Annotated in this window: 13 protein-coding genes and 1 riboswitch; of the genes, 7 read left to right on the forward strand and 6 right to left on the reverse strand. The window is 70.9% G+C overall.

What is annotated here, in order from left to right; genetic code table 11:
• Positions 1-83: 83 nt before the first annotated feature.
• Complete coding sequence (locus ACH4DZ_RS38720) at positions 84-1,034, reverse strand: sucrase ferredoxin (protein WP_398293455.1); 951 nt, start codon at positions 1,032-1,034, stop codon at positions 84-86.
• A gap of 52 nt (positions 1,035-1,086) precedes the next feature.
• The gene (locus tag ACH4DZ_RS38725; protein WP_398293457.1) at positions 1,087-2,346 is read right to left on the reverse strand and encodes a citrate synthase; all 1,260 of its coding nucleotides are present in this window, start codon (positions 2,344-2,346) and stop codon (positions 1,087-1,089) included.
• 98 nt (positions 2,347-2,444) lie between these two features.
• Here ACH4DZ_RS38725 and ACH4DZ_RS38730 point away from each other — a divergent pair, with 98 nt between their 5' ends.
• The gene (locus tag ACH4DZ_RS38730) at positions 2,445-3,626 is read left to right on the forward strand and encodes a citrate synthase (protein ID WP_398293674.1); all 1,182 of its coding nucleotides are present in this window, start codon (positions 2,445-2,447) and stop codon (positions 3,624-3,626) included.
• 203 nt (positions 3,627-3,829) lie between these two features.
• Here ACH4DZ_RS38730 and ACH4DZ_RS38735 read toward each other — a convergent pair whose 3' ends face one another.
• Together ACH4DZ_RS38735 and ACH4DZ_RS38740 are read right to left on the reverse strand one after the other, a co-directional pair.
• Positions 3,830-4,066, reverse strand: coding sequence for a hypothetical protein (locus ACH4DZ_RS38735; protein WP_398293459.1), 237 nt, complete (start codon positions 4,064-4,066; stop codon positions 3,830-3,832).
• 107 nt (positions 4,067-4,173) lie between these two features.
• Positions 4,174-4,698 carry a DUF6082 family protein gene (locus ACH4DZ_RS38740; protein WP_398293460.1) on the reverse strand — a complete coding sequence of 175 codons (525 nt, stop codon included), beginning with the start codon at positions 4,696-4,698 and terminating at the stop codon, positions 4,174-4,176.
• A gap of 319 nt (positions 4,699-5,017) precedes the next feature.
• Here ACH4DZ_RS38740 and ACH4DZ_RS38745 point away from each other — a divergent pair, with 319 nt between their 5' ends.
• On the forward strand, positions 5,018-6,094 hold the full coding sequence (locus tag ACH4DZ_RS38745; protein ID WP_398293462.1) for a CobW family GTP-binding protein: 1,077 nt from the start codon (positions 5,018-5,020) through the stop codon (positions 6,092-6,094).
• Between the two features lie 55 nt (positions 6,095-6,149).
• Here the strand turns inward: ACH4DZ_RS38745 and ACH4DZ_RS38750 are convergent, their stop codons facing one another.
• Positions 6,150-8,600, reverse strand: coding sequence for a DNA topoisomerase (ATP-hydrolyzing) subunit A (locus ACH4DZ_RS38750; RefSeq protein WP_398293464.1), 2,451 nt, complete (start codon positions 8,598-8,600; stop codon positions 6,150-6,152).
• Positions 8,601-9,214: 614 nt separating this feature from the next.
• Between ACH4DZ_RS38750 and ACH4DZ_RS38755 the strand changes: the two genes are divergently transcribed.
• From ACH4DZ_RS38755 to ACH4DZ_RS38770, 4 genes are all read left to right on the forward strand, one after another.
• A complete protein-coding gene (locus ACH4DZ_RS38755) occupies positions 9,215-10,600 on the forward strand; it encodes a M16 family metallopeptidase (protein ID WP_398293676.1) in 1,386 nt (461 codons plus the stop codon).
• Positions 10,597-11,985, forward strand: coding sequence for a M16 family metallopeptidase (locus tag ACH4DZ_RS38760; protein ID WP_398293466.1), 1,389 nt, complete (start codon positions 10,597-10,599; stop codon positions 11,983-11,985). Before ACH4DZ_RS38755 ends, ACH4DZ_RS38760 begins: the two co-directional genes overlap by 4 nt.
• A gap of 246 nt (positions 11,986-12,231) precedes the next feature.
• A riboswitch (cyclic di-AMP (ydaO/yuaA leader) is annotated at positions 12,232-12,387 on the forward strand.
• Between the two features lie 12 nt (positions 12,388-12,399).
• Positions 12,400-13,185, forward strand: coding sequence for a M23 family metallopeptidase (locus ACH4DZ_RS38765; RefSeq protein WP_398293468.1), 786 nt, complete (start codon positions 12,400-12,402; stop codon positions 13,183-13,185).
• A 259-nt stretch (positions 13,186-13,444) separates the two neighbouring features.
• On the forward strand, positions 13,445-14,137 hold the full coding sequence (locus ACH4DZ_RS38770) for a GntR family transcriptional regulator (RefSeq protein ID WP_398293470.1): 693 nt from the start codon (positions 13,445-13,447) through the stop codon (positions 14,135-14,137).
• A gap of 307 nt (positions 14,138-14,444) precedes the next feature.
• Here ACH4DZ_RS38770 and ACH4DZ_RS38775 read toward each other — a convergent pair whose 3' ends face one another.
• The gene (locus ACH4DZ_RS38775) at positions 14,445-14,726 is read right to left on the reverse strand and encodes an HPr family phosphocarrier protein (protein ID WP_398293472.1); all 282 of its coding nucleotides are present in this window, start codon (positions 14,724-14,726) and stop codon (positions 14,445-14,447) included.
• A gap of 199 nt (positions 14,727-14,925) precedes the next feature.
• Here ACH4DZ_RS38775 and ACH4DZ_RS38780 point away from each other — a divergent pair, with 199 nt between their 5' ends.
• A complete protein-coding gene (locus ACH4DZ_RS38780; RefSeq protein ID WP_398293474.1) occupies positions 14,926-18,033 on the forward strand; it encodes a GNAT family N-acetyltransferase in 3,108 nt (1,035 codons plus the stop codon).
• Position 18,034: the final 1 nt, after the last annotated feature.

Raw genomic sequence — 18,034 nt, forward strand, 5'->3', positions numbered from 1 at the left:
GGATGCCGTGGTCAGCGGGTCAGCGGGTCAGCGGGTCAGCGGGTCGACAGGCCGACGGGGCGGCGGGTCGCCGCGTCAGCAGGTCAACCGGTCGCGGGGCTTGTGGCGGCTGGACGTGACAGCTCACGCACCGCCGTCACGTCCATGCGAGCCGGGGAACCGAGAGCCGAGCCGCAGCTCTCCGCACGGGGCGGCGACGAGGCGCCCTGGCTCACCGCGACGAGCCAGCGGCGGCCGTCCGTGTGGGCGATCGTCACCTCCCAGTGAGGTGCCTCGCCCTCGGTACGGGCCACGCTCAGCGCGCCCGCCGCGTCCTCGCGCACCGCCGTACGCACCGCCAGCTCGGCGGCCTGACCGGGGCGCTCCCAGGCGGAGCCGCCGCGGCACCCCTCGGTGACGACACGCCCTTCGCGTACGCCCTGGAGGACTTCCTTCACAGCATGGGCCTCGGCGCGCCCGTATGCGTAACCGAACGGCAGGACGAGGAGAGTGGGTGAGAAGCGGTGGCCTCCCAGGTGTGTGACCTCCCACGCTCCCGCCACTCCGGAGGCGGCGAGTTCGGCGGCGAGGGGGCGGCCGAGCAGGGCACAGCACCGGTCGCGCTTGCCGTTGGTGCACACGAGGGCGAGTGGGTCACCGTCGTGGGGGCGGCCGTCGAGCGCGGTGTCGAAGGTACGGGCCAGGCCTCTGCCCAGCTCGGCGAAATCAAGTGTGAGCAGCTGTTCGGGGTCTGATGTGGTGGCACTGTGCAGCCATACGTTTCCCGGAGTGGTGTGGGCCGCGTACACCTGGCGCTCGGCGACCTTGTGACAGTCCGCGTGGCGTCCCGGGCGGCGGATCAGGGCGATGCGTACACCGGTGTCCTCGGCGGCCCGCTCCAGGGCGCGGCCCAGTACGGGATCGAGATGACTCGACGTCAGCGCTTCGGCGCCCCACGGGCCGGGCTGTTCGACCAGCAGCCACGTCCTCGCCGTGGCGGCGGTCCCCGCGAGGGGCTCCTCCAGGTCCTGTGAGACCTTCGCGCACGTACTCACAGAGGTGAGCCTAACCTGACGTGGCTCCTGGTGACTTGCGGGGCCGGTGGTGTCACTGCTCCGGAAGTGGCTGAGGCGGCCGTTCTCCTACGTAGTGCCCGCTCGGGCGCATGCGCAGCGGTACCTCGCCGTACTCCTCCAGGGTGTGGGCGATCCAGCCGGCGGTCCGGGCCACGGCGAAGATCGTCTCACCCGCTGAGGCGGGCATGCCGGACGAGGCAGTGAGGACGGCGAGGGCCAGGTCTACGTTGGCGTGCAGCGGGACGTGGCGAGCCGTCGTTTCCACGACGTCGCGAGCCGCGGCCAGCGCCGGCGCGGCGTCGGGGATGTCCTCCAGGAGGGCGAACAGCGCCCGCGCGCGTGGGTCCTCGCCCGCGTAGAGGCGATGACCGAGGCCCGGGACGCGGCGCCCCGCGCGCAGCTCGTCGGCGATCACGGGGGCCGCTGTGCCGCGGTCGAGAACGTCGAGGAGCATGCGGTGCGCCAAGCCGCTGGCCGCCCCGTGCAGGGGGCCTTCGAGTACGCCGAGGCCCGCCGAGACGGCGGCGTACGGATGGGCGCGGGCCGAGGCCGCCACCCGGACCGCCAGTGTCGAGGCGGCCAGGTCGTGGTCGGCGAGGAGCGCGAGTGCCGTGTCCAGGGCCCGCAGGGATGCTCCCGATGCCTCGCGTCCGCTGAGCCGGGCCCACAGACGGTGGGCCAGCGGGCCGTCGTCCAGCTGGTCGTGCCTCCTGGGCGGCAGGGCGGCGACGAGCGTGGGGATCAGGGTGCGGGCCGTGCCCAGCACGGACTGTTCGGAAAGGTCGAAGCGCAGTGGATCGGCGGTCGCCGCGGCGATGGTGGCCACGCGGAGCCGGTCGGTGGGGCTCGTGTGCTCGGGCAGTGCGTCGACGGCGCGGCGCGCCGTCGCGACGGATGCCTCGGGTGCCGTGAAGGTGGCGCCGGGGCGCAGAACACCTGTCCAGAGCCACTCCGCCACCTCCTCGTAGGAGTGGCGTGCGGCGAGCTCGGCAGCGTCGACGCCCCGGAAGTAGTAGCGGTCCTTGTCGATCAAGGTGATCCGGGTGTGGACGGAGAGGGTGCCCGCAGCCGGTGAACTCATTGCCGGTGCACGCCTGTTGCGGCGCGCGAGAGCTTCCACCTCCTTGGGGTCGAAGGTGCTGCCACGGCCGCCCGGGTTGCTCCGGCTGCCTAGTCGGCCACGGCTGACGTAGGCGTACACCGTCTCCGGCTTCACGCCGAGGAGTTCGGCGGCTTCTCGCGTACTGATCCGCTGCCCCTCGTGTGCCGGGGCCGCTCCTTGATCCGTCATGGGTGTCACCGTATCTATAGGGTCGAATATTGATTCAATCAATATTGACAATGAATAAGTCAAGCATGGACAGTCGAATCAAGTTCAAGGAGGCAGTCATGTCGATCAACCGGGCCGCGAACGGTCGGGACGCTGGGCCCTTCGTCGACGTTCCGCGTGGACTCGCGGGCGTCGTCGTCACCGATACCGTGCTGGGTGACGTCAGAGGGGCCGAGGGGTTCTACCACTACCGTCAGTACTCGGCCGTGGAACTCGCGAGGAGCCGTGGCTTCGAGGACGTATGGCATCTGCTGACGCACGGTGAACTGCCGGACGCGGCGCAGAGTTCCGCCTTCGCCGCGCGGACGGTGGAACTGCGGCGGCTGCCCGAGGAGGTGCGGGCGGCGCTGCCCGCGATCGCCGCGGCCAGTGGGCGGGCCGGGGCGCTCGCCGGCATGCGGACGGCGTTGTCGCTCTTCGGTGCGGCGCGTGGGTTCCGGCCGGTGTACGACCTAGACGGCGAGCAGCGCCGGGCGGACGCGCTCGCGGCGTCGGCGGCCGTGCCGACGCTGTTGACGGCGCTCCACCGGCTCGGGCGCGGCTTTGATCCGGTCGAGCCGCGCGACGACCTGCCGTATGCCGCCAACTACCTGTACATGATGACGGGGGCGGAGCCGGAGCCAGCCAGGGCACGGGCCGTCGAGCAATACCTGATCTCAACCATTGATCACGGATTCAATGCGTCAACATTCACTGCCCGAGTGATCGCGTCGACGGGGGCTGACGTGGCGGCCTGTCTCGGAGGGGCGGTGGGGGCTCTTTCCGGTCCGCTGCACGGCGGGGCCCCGAGCCGGGCCCTGGACACCCTGGACGCGATCGGAACGCCCGACTGTATCGACTCCTGGATCCGAGAACGGGTTCTGGCCGGTGAACGCATCATGGGCTTCGGCCATCCCGTCTACCGCACCGAGGACCCTCGTTCGCGCATGCTCCGCGAGATCGCCCAGGGCTTCGGCGGTCCACTGGTCGACTTCGCCGTCGAGGTCGAGCGCCAGGTGGAGGCCATTCTGGCGGACCTCAAGCCGGGTCGTGAGCTGCACACCAATGTGGAGTTCTACGCGGGGGTCGTCATGGAACTCTGCGGCCTTCCGCGTGAGATGTTCACGCCTACGTTCGCGGCGGCACGCGTGGTCGGCTGGAGCGCGAACATCCTGGAACAGGCGGAGGACCCGAAGATCATTCGGCCGGCGGCGCGGTATGTGGGGCCGGGGGCGCCGGCTGTGGTGCCTGCGGTTGCCTGACCGCTTCGGCTGTCGAGGCGTTGGGTGCGCGTGAGGCCCGGAGAGCCGGTCTGGCGCCGGGCCTTGCGGTGTGTCGGCGAGCAGTGATCGGTTGGTGTGCTGCCCGGTCGGGGACGGCTTTCGACCTGCACCGAGGTGGGGTGCAGCGAGGCGATGGCTATCACGGAGCGAGTCGGGGGTGGACTCGTCTACCGGCCGCGGGGTCAGGCGTCGGGGATGTCGGCCTTCGCGCGAATCAAGGTTTCCCGGCTCACCACGACGATGCGTTCGTCGTCGGCGCGCGCGGCGTCGGCGGGAAGCTCGGTGTCGAGCGCCGCTGTGGCCTCTGTGCCGATGACAGCGAAGTTGCCGTCGTTGAGTTCGAAGATGTCGGGGCAGGTCTCGCCGGTCACGCTGCCTCGTTCACGAGGAGACGCGCCGATGCGACGCACGATTTTCAAAGGGGATCCCGGTCCTCAGGAGAATAGACAGAAGAGCGGGGCAAATGTAGTCCCTCGGTGCCCCTGCGGCGAACCCGGGGCGATCCCGAGGGGTAGCCCAACTGGCCCTATATTGACGGGGGTTCGCCCACGACCCACCACTCTTCCGTGTCTGCCTCGGCCAGATCGCGGACCAGCCGGTCCACCATTTTCCCTACGTGAGCCTCCTCGGACGAGCCGTCGAGGCTGTCGCGATGGTGGCGGGTGGCTTCCCAGAAATCGCGGAACACGCTGCTCTGGCAAAGCACCCGAAGGTGTCCGTGCAGCTCCTGCCGGTTGACGTCTCCGGCATAGAAGGTGTGCAGGGCATTTGTGTACAGCGCGTTGGCGAAGAGGTACTGGCGTCGCAGCCTGGGTCGTTCGGCGACCGGCGCGGCGCTGAGATCGACGGTGCTCATCACGACGGCCAGTTCCGGGTCGTCCATGGCCTTGCTCAGCAGATGGAGGTGCACGCGCTGCTGCTCCACCCGCAGTCTCTTCTTGTTGTACTGACGCTGCTGGAAGGTGAGGACTGCGAGAGTTCCTGCTGTGAACGCGAGTCCCGCCACTGCGGCGGTGCTCAACCCCCGGATCTCATAATTCTGTGTGGCCATGCCAACCCCCGAATCAGGCGGCCGTCCGCCGGTCGTCGGTGCGGGTCGACTGATGGGGACCGGCGAGCGTTGGGCGGCGCTTGCCGTCTCCCAGGGTGCCGAGCGGGTCTGATCGGCTGGGAGGCGGAGAGGCGGCGCACAGAGGTAAGCGCGGGTCGCGCAACTCGGCGCCCTGCCCAACGTGTGCCCCGCGAGCGCCGCTAACAATCGTTCACTTCCGGCGCTTTCCGGGGCGGCTCGTATCCTTGGCGGGCATTCGTTCCCTGTCGTGAGAGCCGGTTTGCGAGCCGGAGCGCGCAATTGGTGTGAGAGAGGTCGCGTGTCGAGTCAGGCGAGCCCCCAGCAGATCCCGGTCCTCGTCCTTGCCGGTTTCCTCGGTTCCGGAAAGACCACGCTGCTCAACCACCTCCTGCACCGAAGCGGAGGCAGCCGTATCGGTGCCGTCGTGAACGACTTCGGTGCCATCGAGATCGATGCCATGGCTGTCGCGGGAGCGCTCGGGGACTCCACCGTCTCCCTCGGAAACGGGTGCCTGTGCTGCGCCGTCGACGCCAGTGAACTCGATCTCTATCTGGACCGGCTCGCCCGACCCTCGTCGCGGATCGACGTGATCGTCATCGAGGCGAGCGGTCTGGCCGAGCCCCAGGAACTGGTGAAGATGCTCCTGGCCAGCGAGAACCCGCGCATCGTCTACGGCGGACTGGTGGAGGTCGTCGACGCCGCCGAGTTCGACGCCATCCGTGAGAAGCATCCCGAGATCGACCGGCACCTTGCCATCGCCGACCTGGTCGTCGTCAACAAGGCGGACCGCGCGCCGGACCCCGACCGCGTGATCCGGCTGGTGCGTGCGCTCGCCGACCGTGCCGCTGTCGTACCCGCCTCGTACGGGAGGATCGACCCCGAGTTCCTCTTCGACTGCCGACCCACCGAAGAACGTATCGGCCAGTTGTCCTTCGACGACCTGCACCGGCACGAGGACCGTGACCGCGGTGACGGTGGCGCCGACGAGCACCTCGGACATCTGCACTCCGCCTACGAGTCCGTCTCCTTCACCTCCGAAGTGCCCCTTGGCCCCCGGCGGTTGATGGACTTCCTCGACAGCAGACCCGACGGTCTGTACCGGATCAAGGGGTACGTCGACTTCGGCGCCGCCGATCCCCGCAACCGGTATGCCGTGCACGCGGTGGGCCGCTTCCTGCGTTTCTATCCGGAACCCTGGCCTCCGGGTGAGCGGCTGACCCAGCTCGTGCTCATCGGGTCCGGCATCGACGCCCTCGCGCTCGGCAAGGAACTGGAGGCCTGCAAGGACGACGCCCCACACGCCGACGAACGCAGCATGTGGGGCGTCCTGCGTTACGTACAGGAGCAGGAGCAGGAGCAGGAGCAGGAGCAGTAGGGGAGGCGGAGGTGGTGGGTCGGGGTGGGTGGGCCGGTCTGCCGGGTGGCGGGGGCTAGACCGGGCCCGCCACCACCGACACCGTCTTCGCCAGCGAGACACCCGAGCCGTCGCGGCGCGGGTCCATCTCCGGCAGCTCCGCCGGTGTTCCGTCCTTCTGCGCGGCCCGGGCGGGAGCGGGGCCCGCCCAGGCCAGGCTCAGGCAGTCCTCGCCCTTCAGGAACCGCTGGCAGCGCACGCCACCCGTGGCGCGGCCCTTGCGCGGGTACTGGTCGAACGGGGTCAGCTTGGCCGTCGTCTGGACCGAGTCGTCCAGCGTGCCCCGTGAGCCCGCCACGGTGAAGACCACCGCGTCCACGGCCGGGTCGATCGCCGTGAACGAGATCACCTTGGCCCCGTCCGTGAGCTTCACACCCGTCATGCCACCCGCGGGCCGGCCCTGCGGACGCACCTGGGACGCCTGATAGCGCAGCAGCTGCGCGTCGTCGGTGATGAAGATGAGGTCCTCCTCGCCGGTGCGCAGCTCCGCCCCGCCGACGATCCGGTCACCGTCCTTGAGGGTGATGACCTCCAGCTCCTCCTTGTTCGACGGGTAGTCCGGGACCACGCGCTTGACCACACCCTGCTGGGTGCCGAGGGCCAGGCCCGGCGACGACTCGTCGAGCGTCATCAGGCAGACCACCTGCTCGTCGCCCTCCAGGGCCAGGAACTCCGAGATCGGCGCGCCCCCGGAGAGGTTGGGCGCCGAGGCGGTCTCGGGCAGCTGCGGGAGGTCGATGACGTTGAGCCGCAGGAGCCGTCCGCTGGACGTGACCGCGCCGATCTCGCCCTGGGCAGTCGCCGGGACGGCGGAGACGATCAGATCGTGCTTGACGCGCCTGCCCTCGCTCTCCCCGAAGGGGTCACCGTTGGCCGTACGCGCGAGCAGTGCCGTCGACGACAGGAGCACCCGGCACGGGTCGTCCGCCACCTGCAGCGGAACGGCCGTGGCGGCGGAACCGGCCGACTCCAGCAGCACCGTACGCCGGTCGGTGCCGAACTTCTTGGCCACCGCGGCCAGTTCGCCCGACACCAGCTTGCGCAGCTCGGCGTCCGAGTCCAGGATGCCGGTCAGCTCGTCGATCTCGCCGTTGAGGCGGTCGCGCTCGGTCTCCAGCTCGATGCGGTCGAACTTGGTCAGCCGGCGCAGCGGCGTGTCCAGGATGTACTGCGTCTGGATCTCGCTCAGTGAGAAGTGCTCGATCAGGCGCTGCTTGGCCTGGGCGGAGTTCTCACTGGAGCGGATGAGGCGGATGACCTCGTCGATGTCCAGCAGGGCGACGAGCAGGCCCTCGACCAGGTGCAGCCGGTCGCGCTTCTTGGTGCGGCGGAACTCACTGCGTCGGCGCACGACCTCGAAGCGGTGGTCGAGGTACACCTCCAGCAGTTCCTTGAGGCCCAGGGTGAGCGGCTGGCCGTCCACCAGCGCCACGTTGTTGATGCCGAAGGACTCCTCCATCGGAGTCAACTTGTAGAGCTGCTCCAGGACCGCCTCCGGCACGAAGCCGTTCTTGACCTCGATGACCAGGCGCAGGCCGTGCGAGCGGTCGGTGAGGTCCTTGACGTCGGCGATGCCCTGCAGCTTCTTCGAGCCGACCAGGTCCTTGATCTTTGCGATCACCTTCTCCGGGCCGACGGTGAAGGGCAGTTCGGTGACGACGAGGCCCTTGCGGCGCGCCGTCACGTTCTCCACCGACACCGTCGCGCGGATCTTGAAGGTGCCGCGGCCCGACTCGTACGCGTCCCTGATCCCGGTCAGGCCGACGATCCGGCCGCCCGTGGGCAGGTCGGGGCCCGGGACGTACTTCATGAGCGTTTCGAGATCGGCCCCGGGGTGGCGGATCAGATGGCGGGCGGCGGCGATGACCTCGCCGAGGTTGTGCGGCGCCATGTTCGTCGCCATGCCGACCGCGATGCCCGACGCGCCGTTGACCAGGAGGTTCGGATACGCGGCCGGGAGGACCGACGGCTCCTGCTCCTGGCCGTCGTAGTTCGGGCTGAAGTCGACCGTGTTCTCTTCGATCGACTCCGTCATGAGGGAGGTGGCGTCGGCCATCCTCGCCTCGGTGTACCGCATGGCGGCCGGCGGGTCGTCGTTGCCCAGCGAACCGAAGTTGCCGTGGCCGTCGACCAGGGGCAGCCGCATGGAGAAGGGCTGGGCCAGGCGGACCAGCGCGTCGTAGATCGACGCGTCGCCGTGGGGGTGGAGCTTGCCCATGACCTCGCCGACGACGCGGGCGCACTTCACATAGCCGCGGTCGGGGCGGAGCCCCATCTCGTTCATCTGGTAGACGATGCGGCGGTGCACGGGCTTGAGGCCGTCGCGGGCGTCCGGCAGGGCTCGGGAGTAGATGACCGAGTACGCGTACTCAAGGAAAGAGCCCTGCATCTCGTCGACGACGTCGATGTCGAGGATGCGCTCCTCGAAGTCGTCGGAAGGCGGGGTCTTCGTGCTGCGGCGGGCCATCGCTGCTGCGACTCCTTCACAGTCTCTGCCTGGGCATGAACGGGTTCTGACGCGGTCCATTGTGGACCGCAGTACTGACAACGCGGACCACGACCCGTCCGTACGGGCCTGTCGGGCCGGGTGCGCGACCGCCCCAACAGGCCTGGCAGGCCCCGATCGAGGCGGCCCCGGAGGCTCCACGAGCGCGACCCGCGACTGCCCGCGGAGGTCTGAGGACGCTACCGCGTTCCGTTTTCACGGGGGTGGTGGAGGGGGTTTGCCGGGTGCGGGCCGTCTTGGCCGGTCGTGCGGTTCCCCGCGCCCTGAAAGTGAAGGAGTGCCCCTGCGGGGCGGCCTCCCGTCGGGGGGACCGGGCAGGGGGCCGGCGCGTGCGGGTCCGCTGTGGCCGGTCGCGCGGTTCCCCGTGCCCCTGAACGGGGCGCCTCTGCCGGAGCGCGTGTGCTCGTACGGACGTACGAGACCCGGTGTGTCGGCCGGCCGGGTCCGAGGACGCTCGCGTGCTCGCTCTCGGCGTACCCGATGCGGGAACTTCGCCAGCTGTCCGCGCGCTTGCATACAGTGGCACGACTAGCAGAATTCAGCAGTTTTCCGCGATCGAAGGGACGTACATGCCCATGGGTCACACGGCCACAGCCGAGGCCGGTTCCGGCGGCCTGACAGCGACCGAGCACCGCCTGGCCAACGGCCTGCGAGTGGTGCTCTCCGAGGACCACCTGACCCCGGTCGCGGCGGTGTGCCTCTGGTACGACGTCGGCTCGCGGCACGAGGTCGAGGGCCGCACCGGGCTCGCCCACCTCTTCGAGCACCTGATGTTCCAGGGGTCCGGCCAGGTGAAGGGCAACGGCCACTTCGAACTGGTCCAGGGAGCGGGCGGTTCGCTCAACGGCACGACGAGTTTCGAGCGGACCAACTATTTCGAGACCATGCCGACGCACCAGCTGGAGCTCGCTCTCTGGCTGGAGGCCGACCGCATGGGCTCGCTGCTCGCCGCGCTCGACGACGAGTCGATGGAGAACCAGCGGGACGTCGTCAAGAACGAGCGCAGGCAGCGCTACGACAACGTCCCCTACGGCACCGCCTTCGAGAAGCTGACCGCCCTCGCGTACCCGGAGGGTCACCCGTACCACCACACCCCGATCGGGTCGATGGCCGACCTGGACGCGGCCACCCTTGAGGACGCGCGCGCCTTTTTCCGCACCTACTACGCGCCCAACAACGCCGTGCTGTCGATCGTCGGGGACATCGACCCGGAGCAGACGCTCGCCTGGGTCGAGAAGTACTTCGGTTCCATCGCCGGTCACGACGGCAAGCCCGCCCCGCGCGACGGCTCGCTCCCGGAGACCATGGGCGGGCAACTGCGCGAGGTCGTCGAGGAGGAGGTCCCGGCGCGCGCGCTGATGGCCGCCTACCGGCTCCCGGAGGACGGCACGCGCGCGTCGGACGCCGCCGACCTCGCCCTGACCGTGCTCGGCGGCGGCGAGTCGTCCCGGCTCTACAACCGGCTCGTACGCCGTGACCGCACCGCCGTCGCGGCCGGCTTCGGTCTGCTGCGCCTCGCCGGAGCGCCCTCCCTGGGGTGGCTCGACGTGAAGACGTCCGGCGACGTCGAGGTCCCGGTCATCGAGACCGCCGTCGACGAGGAGCTCGCCCGGTTCGCCGCGGAGGGCCCCACGGCCGAGGAGATGGAGCGTGCCCAGGCCCAGTTGGAGCGCGAGTGGCTGGACCGTCTCGGCACGGTCGCGGGCCGCGCCGACGAACTGTGCCGGTACGCGGTCCTGTTCGGCGACCCCCAGCTCGCCCTGACCGCCGTGCAGCGCGTTCTCGACATCACCGCTGAGGAGGTGCAGGAGGTCGCCAAGGCCCGTCTGCGACCCGACAACCGCGCGGTGCTGGTCTACGAGCCCCTCGCCCCGGACGGGACCGACGCGCCCGAAGAGACCGACGCCGCCGGGGCCACCGGCGCCGCCGCCGACAACACCGACGAGGAGGCGGCCAAGTGACCGAGCTCGCCACGATGGAGTTCCACCCGCAGCCCCAGGCCGGCGAGGCCAGGCCCTGGGCCTTCCCGGCGCCCGAGCGCGGCACCCTCGGCAACGGCCTGACGCTGTTGCGCTGCCACCGCCCCGGCCAGCAGGTCGTCGCCGTGGAGGTCCTCCTGGACGCCCCGCTGGAGGCCGAGCCGAAGGGCCTCGACGGCATCGCCACGATCATGGCGCGGGCCTTCTCGGAGGGCACCGACAAGCACTCCGCCGAGGAGTTCGCCGCCGAGCTGGAGCGCTGCGGCGCCACGCTCGACGCCCACGCGGACCACCCCGGCGTACGGCTCAGCCTCGAAGTCCCCGTCTCCCGGCTGCCCAAGGCGCTCGGCCTGCTCGCCGACGCGCTCAGGGCGCCCGCGTTCGAGGACGGCGAGATCGAGCGGCTGGTGCGCAACCGGCTCGACGAGATCCCGCACGAGACCGCCAACCCGGCCCGGCGGGCCGCCAAGGAGCTGTCCCGGCAGCTCTTCCCGGCGGACTCCCGGATGTCGCGTCCGCGCCAGGGCACCGAGGAGACGGTCACCGCGATCGACTCGGCGGCCGTGCGCGCCTTCTACGAGAAGCACGTACGCCCCGCCACGGCGACCGCGGTCGTCGTCGGCGACCTCACGGACGTCGACCTCGACGCGCTGCTCGGTGACACGCTCGGCACCTGGACCGGATCGCAGGCCCAGGTGCGTCCCGTGCCCCCGGTGACCGCCGACGACACCGGCCGCGTGATCATCGTCGACCGGCCGGGAGCCGTCCAGACGCAGCTGCTCATCGGCCGCGTCGGCGCGGACCGGCACGACCGCGTGTGGCCCGCCCAGGTGCTCGGCACGTACTGCCTCGGTGGCACCCTCACCTCCCGCCTGGACCGCGTCCTGCGGGAGGAGAAGGGATACACCTACGGTGTGCGGGCGTTCGGCCAGGTGCTGCGCTCCGCGCCGGACGGGACGGGCATCTCGATGCTCGCCATCAGCGGCTCCGTCGACACCCCGAACACCGGTCCGGCGCTCGACGACCTGTGGAAGGTGCTGCGCACCCTCGCCGCCGAGGGCCTGACGGACGCCGAGCGCGACGTCGCCGTGCAGAACCTGGTGGGTGTGGCGCCCCTGAAGTACGAGACAGCGGGTGCCGTCGCGGGCACGCTCGCCGACCAGGTCGAGCAGCACCTGCCGGACGACTTCCAGGCGACGCTGTACAAGCAGCTCGCCGCGACCGGCAGCGTGGAGGCCACCGCGGCCGCCGTGAACGCGTTCCCGGTGGACCGTCTGGTGACCGTCCTCGTCGGTGACGCCGCGCAGATCGAGGAGCCCGTCAGGGCCCTCGGTGTCGGCGAAGTCAGCGTCGTGCGCGCCGAGTAGGGATCTGTGACCGGGTGGGGCCCGGGATCGAGCGGGACCTGTCACGGCCGGGGCCCGGGTGACCGGACGAGTCACCCGGGCCCTTTCCTGTCCTTCTTCGCCCACGGTGTGTCCGTATTGCAGGGAAGTTGCCTGTCTGCCCTGTGGCGTGCGCTACAAAAACGGTGATCCGTTTGTCGATCGAAAGAGGTGCCGCTTAGCGTCGGTCCGGCTGTTCGTCAGGCACTGCGCCGCGTCCGCGGCACCGGACAGTCATCGCCGAGTCCCCGCATGGCGCGAGCCAGGGGAGCCGGGGACCCAGGTCCCTGGGGTGAATCGGACGCCCTTCCCGAAGGGGGTCCGTAGGAGACCTTCCTGCTCCGAACCCGTCAGCTAACCCGGTAGGCGAGAAGGAAGGAAAGGACCAGCCACTTCATGGCGTTCACCCGCGCCACGGGGAAGCACCGTCTTCCCAGCCGCATGACGCGCACCACCCGCAGGACCGTCGGCGTCGCCGCCCTGGCCACCACCGGTGTCGTGGGCACGCTGGCCGCCCCGGCGTTCGCCGCCGAGAGCGAGATCGAGCAGACGGGCCCCCTCAAGGCCGTCGCCATGGGCGACTCGGTCGCCCAGGAGATCGACGCGCAGGCCGCCGCCCAGCGCCAGGCCGCCGAGCAGGCCGCCGCCCGCGAGAAGGCCGAGGCCGACGCGAAGAAGCGTGCGGAGGAGGCCGCGGCGAAGGCCAAGGCGAAGGCCGAGAAGGAGCGCGAGGCCAAGGCCCGCGCGGCCCGCGAGGCAGAGCGCAAGCGGCTCAACGCCTACACCGCGCCGATCACCGGCTCGTACGTCTCCACCTCCTACCAGGCCGGTGGCGGCATCTGGTCCTCCGGCAGCCACACCGGTATCGACTTCCACGCCGCCAGTGGCACCGCCGTGCACGCGGTGGGCTCCGGCACCGTCGTGGAGGCCGGCTGGGGCGGCTCGTACGGCAACCAGGTCGTCATCAAGATGGTTGACGGCACGTACACCCAGTACGGGCATCTCTCGTCCATCGGTGTCTCGGTCGGCCAGACGGTCACTCCGGGGCAGCAGATAGCCCTCTCCGGGGCGACCGGCAACGTCACAGGGGCGCACCTGCACTTCGAGGCGCGTACGACCGCCGAGTACGGATCCGACATGGACCCGATCGCCTACCTCCGCGGGCACGGCGTGAACGTCTGACCGCACGGCACCCGCACCGCACTTCCGCACAGCACAGCACCTCCGTCGAAGGCCCCGGCTCATGAGCCGGGGCCTTCGACGCGTTCAGACCCCTTCCGGTCACTTTCGCACCGGACGACTGCCTGTTCAGAAGCGCGATGTGTCCAAAAAATAGCCATGGATTCCCGGCTGCCTTCGGAATTTCCCGTTCTCTGCAATAGAGTCACCGAACAAGCGTCAATCGACCGCGTTTCGCGGGGATTAAGGCGGAGGTCCGGTCATGCGTATTCCCGCGCGCTCGGTATGCACGGCGATCCGGGACGACATCGTCGCGGGTGTCTACGAACGCGGCAGCCGGCTCACCGAGGAACTGCTCGCGCGCCGCTACGGCGTCTCGCGGGTCCCCGTGCGCGAGGCGCTGCGCACCCTGGAGGCGGAGGGCTTCGTGGTCACCCGCAGGCACGCGGGCGCGTGCGTCGCGGAACCCACGGAGCAGGAGGCCGCCGACCTCCTGGAGATGCGTGTGCTGCTGGAGCCGCTGGGCGCCGCCCGTGCCGCCCAGCGGCGCACCGAGGCCCATCTCAAGGTGCTGCGCGGGCTGGTCAGGCTCGGCCAGGAGCGGGCCAGGCGGGGCAACAGCGAGGATCTGCGCTCGCTCGGCGGCTGGTTCCACGAGACGCTCGCGCAGTCCTCGGGCAGCCCGGCGCTGACCTCGACGCTCGGCCAGTTGCGGCACAAGATCGCCTGGATGTACTCGGTCGAGGCGCCCGCGCACCCCGCCGAGTCCTGGACCGAGCACGGGGCCATCGTGGACGCCGTGGCCCGTGGTGACAGCGACCGGGCCAGGGCGATCACGGCGCTGCACACGGAGCGCGCGGTGTCCGCGCACCGGCTGCGGTTCCCCGGCGGGGACCGCGCCGAGCGTGTGAGGACTTCGCAACATCCCGTAAACACGGCGGGCCTGCGGCATTAACAGAAGCGCCGTATACAAAGAGGGATATTCGGTGGGGCCCTATTTCTTGTGCCCTTTTCTTCCGCGTGCCCGGAATTGTCGAGCGCGTCATTTCCGTGCGCGCGGTCCCGGGTAGAAATCGATACGCCGCGAGCGGGAAAAGAACGGCCCCGGGGCCCGCGCACGAAAACGGCGGAGCCGCGTCGCCCGGGGTGGGGGTGACGCGGCTCCGCCGTAGAGGATCCGCCGGGACCGATGGGATCCGGCGGTATCCGGAAGACCCGAAGAGGCCCGAGGAAGTCCGAAGAGGCCCGAGGAGACCTGAGGGTCAGACCGTCTCGGGGAGCTCGTCGAGACCTTCGGCGACCAGCTTCGCCAGACGGTCGAGCGCGGCGTCCGCGCCGTCGCCGTCGGAGGCCAGGACGATCTCCTCGCCGCCCTGGGCACCCAGGCCGAGGACCGCGAGCATGGACGCGGCGTTGACGGGGTTGCCGTCGGCCTTGGCGATCGTCACGGGGACGCCGGTGGCCGTGGCCGCCCGGACGAAGATGGAGGCGGGACGGGCGTGCAGGCCCTCGGCCCAGCCGACGTTGACGCGGCGCTCAGCCATGTGATGCTGCCCTTCAGGTGTCAAGGTTGTCTAGACCAGTGTTCCATACGGTGAACGGTGAGGCGTGCCCCGCGCGGGTGCGGGCCCGGGCCCCATTGCCTGCCCGGGGCTCCACGACCGCCTCGGCCCCCAAGACTGCCCCGGGTCCCCGCCGGACGCGAACCCGCCGTTGTCGGACCCGAGTCGTACTCTGGGCCCCATGCAGACCCCGCCGGACCGGCACGAGTACCCCGCTCACTGGGAGGCCGACGTCGTGCTGCGCGACGGCGGCACCGCGCGTGTCCGGCCCATCGCGGCTGACGACGCCGACCGCCTCGTCAGCTTCTACGAGCAGGTGTCCGCCGAGTCGAAGTACTACCGCTTCTTCGCGCCGTACCCGCGTCTGTCCGCCAAGGACGTCCACCGCTTCACCCACCACGACTTCGTGGACCGGGTGGGACTCGCGGCGACCGTCGGCGGCGAATTCATCGCCACCGTACGGTACGACCGCATCGACGCGGACGGTCGGCCCGCCTCCGCCCCGGCGGACGAGGCGGAGGTCGCCTTCCTCGTCCAGGACGCCCACCAGGGCCGTGGCGTGGCCTCCGCGCTGCTCGAACATGTCGCGGCCGTCGCCCGTGAGCGCGGCATCCGCCGCTTCGCCGCCGAGGTGCTGCCCGCCAACAGCAAGATGATCAAGGTCTTCACGGACGCCGGGTACCAGCAGAAGCGCAGCTTCGAGGACGGCGTCGTACGCCTGGAGTTCGACCTGGAGCCCACCGACCGTTCGCTCGCCGTGCAGCGTGCGCGGGAGCAGCGGGCGGAGGCGCGTTCCGTGGCCCGGCTCCTGGCACCCGGTTCGGTCGCGGTCGTCGGAGCGGGGCGCACACCCGGCGGAGTGGGCCGCAGCGTCCTGGAGAACCTGCGGGACGCGGGCTTCACCGGGCGTCTGTACGCGGTGAACGGAGCACTTCAGGAGAAGGAGCTCGCCGGAGTCCCGGCCCACCGCTCCGTGCGCGACATCGGCGAGCCCGTCGACCTCGCGGTGATCGCCGTCCCGGCCGAACGGGTCCCGGAAGCGGTCGCGGAGTGCGGCGAGCACGGGGTGCAGGGGCTCGTCGTGGTCTCCGCGGGATACGCCGAGAGCGGTCCCGAGGGCAGGGAGCGCCAGCGCGAGCTCGTACGCCAGGCGCGTACGTACGGGATGCGTCTGATCGGGCCGAACGCCTTCGGCGTCATCAACACCTCCCCGCGGACCCGGCTCAACGCCTCGCTCGCGCCGGAGATGCCGCGCACCGGACGCATCGGCCTGTTCGCCCAGTCCGGAGCCATCGGGATCGCGCTGCTGTCCCGTCTGCACCGGCGCGGCGGCGGCGTCACCGGGGTGACGGGCGTGTCGACCTTCGTCTCCTCCGGCAACCGCGCGGACGTGTCCGGAAACGACGTCCTTCAGTACTGGTACGACGACCCGGACACCGATGTCGCCCTCATGTACCTCGAATCGATCGGCAATCCGCGGAAGTTCACCCGCCTCGCCCGGCGTACGGCCGCGGCCAAGCCGCTGGTCGTCGTCCAGGGCGCGCGGCACGGCGGAGCCGCGCCCCAGGGCCACGCGGTACGGGCCACCCGGCTGCCGCACGCCACGGTGTCCGCCCTGCTGCGGCAGGCCGGGGTCATCCGGGTGGACACGATCACGGAGCTGGTCGACGCGGGACTGCTGCTGGCGCGCCAGCCCCTGCCCGCGGGCCCGAGGGTGGCGATTCTAGGCAACTCCGAGTCGCTCGGGCTGCTGACGTACGACGCGTGTCTCGCCCAGGGGCTGCAACCGCTGCCGCCCCGCGATCTGACGACGGGCGCCTCGGCCGAGGACTTCCGTGCCGCGCTGGCGTCCGCCCTGGCCGACGAAGCCTGCGACGCCGTCGTGGTCACGGCGATTCCGGCGGTGGGCGAGCGGTCAGCGGCGGACGCCGCTCTGGCGGAGGCCCTTCGTTCGGCCTCGGCGGCGGCGCCCGCCAAGCCGGTCCTCGTGGTGCACGTGGAGCTGGGCGGGCTCGCGGAGGCCCTGTCCGCGGCAGCCAGCACCGCACCGGCCGTCGGCGCGGCACCGACCGGCCCCGCACAGGCCGGCCCCGCACCGGCCGGAGGCGGCGCACCGGTCGGCAGCGCATCAGCAGAAGCCGGTCCGGCACCACAAGCCGCCCCCGTCCTCCCCGAGACGGAGGGCGCCGGGACGGAGAGCGCTGGGACGCAGGGCGCCGGGACGGAGGACACCGGGACGGAGGGTGCCGAGGTGGACTCGCGGCTCATCCCCGCCTACCCCGCCGCAGAGCGGGCCGTGCGCGCGCTCGCGGAAGCGGTGAAATACGGCCAGTGGCGGCAGGAGGCAGCCGATCCCGGACGGGTGCCCGAGTACGAGGACATCGACGAGAAGGCCGCCGCCGAACAGATCAGCCGCCTCCTCGTCGACGGAGAGGGAATCGCGACCGCGGAACCGGTGGCGACTGCCGAACCGGCACCGGAAGCGGAACCGTCGCCGCAAGGGGAGCCGGCGCCGGCAGCGACCGCGGAACCCGCACCAGAAGCCGCAGTGGCACTGGAACCGGCACCGGAACCGGCAGCAGAACCAGGATCCGTGGAGGGCAGCCGCACGCTCGGCCCCGACGACACCTGCGCCCTCCTCGCCCGGTACGGCATCGAGGTGCGCCGTGCCCTGCCCGCACCCACCCCCGGGGAAGCCGCCACCGCGGCGGAGCGCCTCGGCTACCCCGTGGCGCTGAAGACCACCGCCCCGCATCTGCGGCACCGCGCCGACCTGGGCGGCGTCCGCCTCGACCTGGCGGACGAGGAGCAACTGCGGCGCGCGTACGCCGAGTTGACCAGCCTCTTCGGGGAGCCCGAGGAACTGTGCCCGGTGGTACAGGGCATGGCCCCACGCGGCGTCGACACGGTCGTACGGGCGGTCATCGACCCGGCCGCCGGAGCGGTGCTCTCCTTCGGGCTCGCGGGAGCGGCGTCCGAACTGCTCGGAGACACCGCACACCGACTGATTCCGGTCACCGACCGCGACGCCGCCTCACTGGTCCGATCCATCCGGACCGCACCCCTCCTCTTCGGCTGGCGCGGCTCGGCCCCGGCGGACGTCGAGGCACTGGAGGAACTGCTGCTGCGCCTGTCACGGCTCGTCGACGATCACCCCGAGGTCGTCTCCGTGTCCCTGGAACCGGTCGTCGTCGCCCCGCGCGGGCTGAGCGTGCTCAGCGCTTCCGTACGGCTCGCGCCGCCGCCGGCCCGTGACGACCTCGGGCCACGCACGCTTCCTGTGTACTGAG

Source organism: Streptomyces sp. NPDC017991, from assembly GCF_044328075.1.
GTDB lineage: Bacteria > Actinomycetota > Actinomycetes > Streptomycetales > Streptomycetaceae > Streptomyces.

What these genes read in the sequence shown, in the direction of transcription:
- ACH4DZ_RS38740 (WP_398293460.1), bottom strand. Translation starts at nt 4,698, where the DNA reads ATGGCCACACAGAATTATGAGATCCGGGGGTTGAGCACCGCCGCAGTG.
- ACH4DZ_RS38725 (WP_398293457.1), bottom strand. Translation starts at nt 2,346, where the DNA reads ATGACGGATCAAGGAGCGGCCCCGGCACACGAGGGGCAGCGGATCAGT.
- ACH4DZ_RS38750 (WP_398293464.1), bottom strand. Translation starts at nt 8,600, where the DNA reads ATGGCCCGCCGCAGCACGAAGACCCCGCCTTCCGACGACTTCGAGGAG.
- ACH4DZ_RS38765 (WP_398293468.1), top strand. Translation starts at nt 12,400, where the DNA reads ATGGCGTTCACCCGCGCCACGGGGAAGCACCGTCTTCCCAGCCGCATG.
- ACH4DZ_RS38775 (WP_398293472.1), bottom strand. Translation starts at nt 14,726, where the DNA reads ATGGCTGAGCGCCGCGTCAACGTCGGCTGGGCCGAGGGCCTGCACGCC.
- ACH4DZ_RS38780 (WP_398293474.1), top strand. Translation starts at nt 14,926, where the DNA reads ATGCAGACCCCGCCGGACCGGCACGAGTACCCCGCTCACTGGGAGGCC.
- ACH4DZ_RS38730 (WP_398293674.1), top strand. Translation starts at nt 2,445, where the DNA reads ATGTCGATCAACCGGGCCGCGAACGGTCGGGACGCTGGGCCCTTCGTC.
- ACH4DZ_RS38755 (WP_398293676.1), top strand. Translation starts at nt 9,215, where the DNA reads ATGGGTCACACGGCCACAGCCGAGGCCGGTTCCGGCGGCCTGACAGCG.
- ACH4DZ_RS38770 (WP_398293470.1), top strand. Translation starts at nt 13,445, where the DNA reads ATGCGTATTCCCGCGCGCTCGGTATGCACGGCGATCCGGGACGACATC.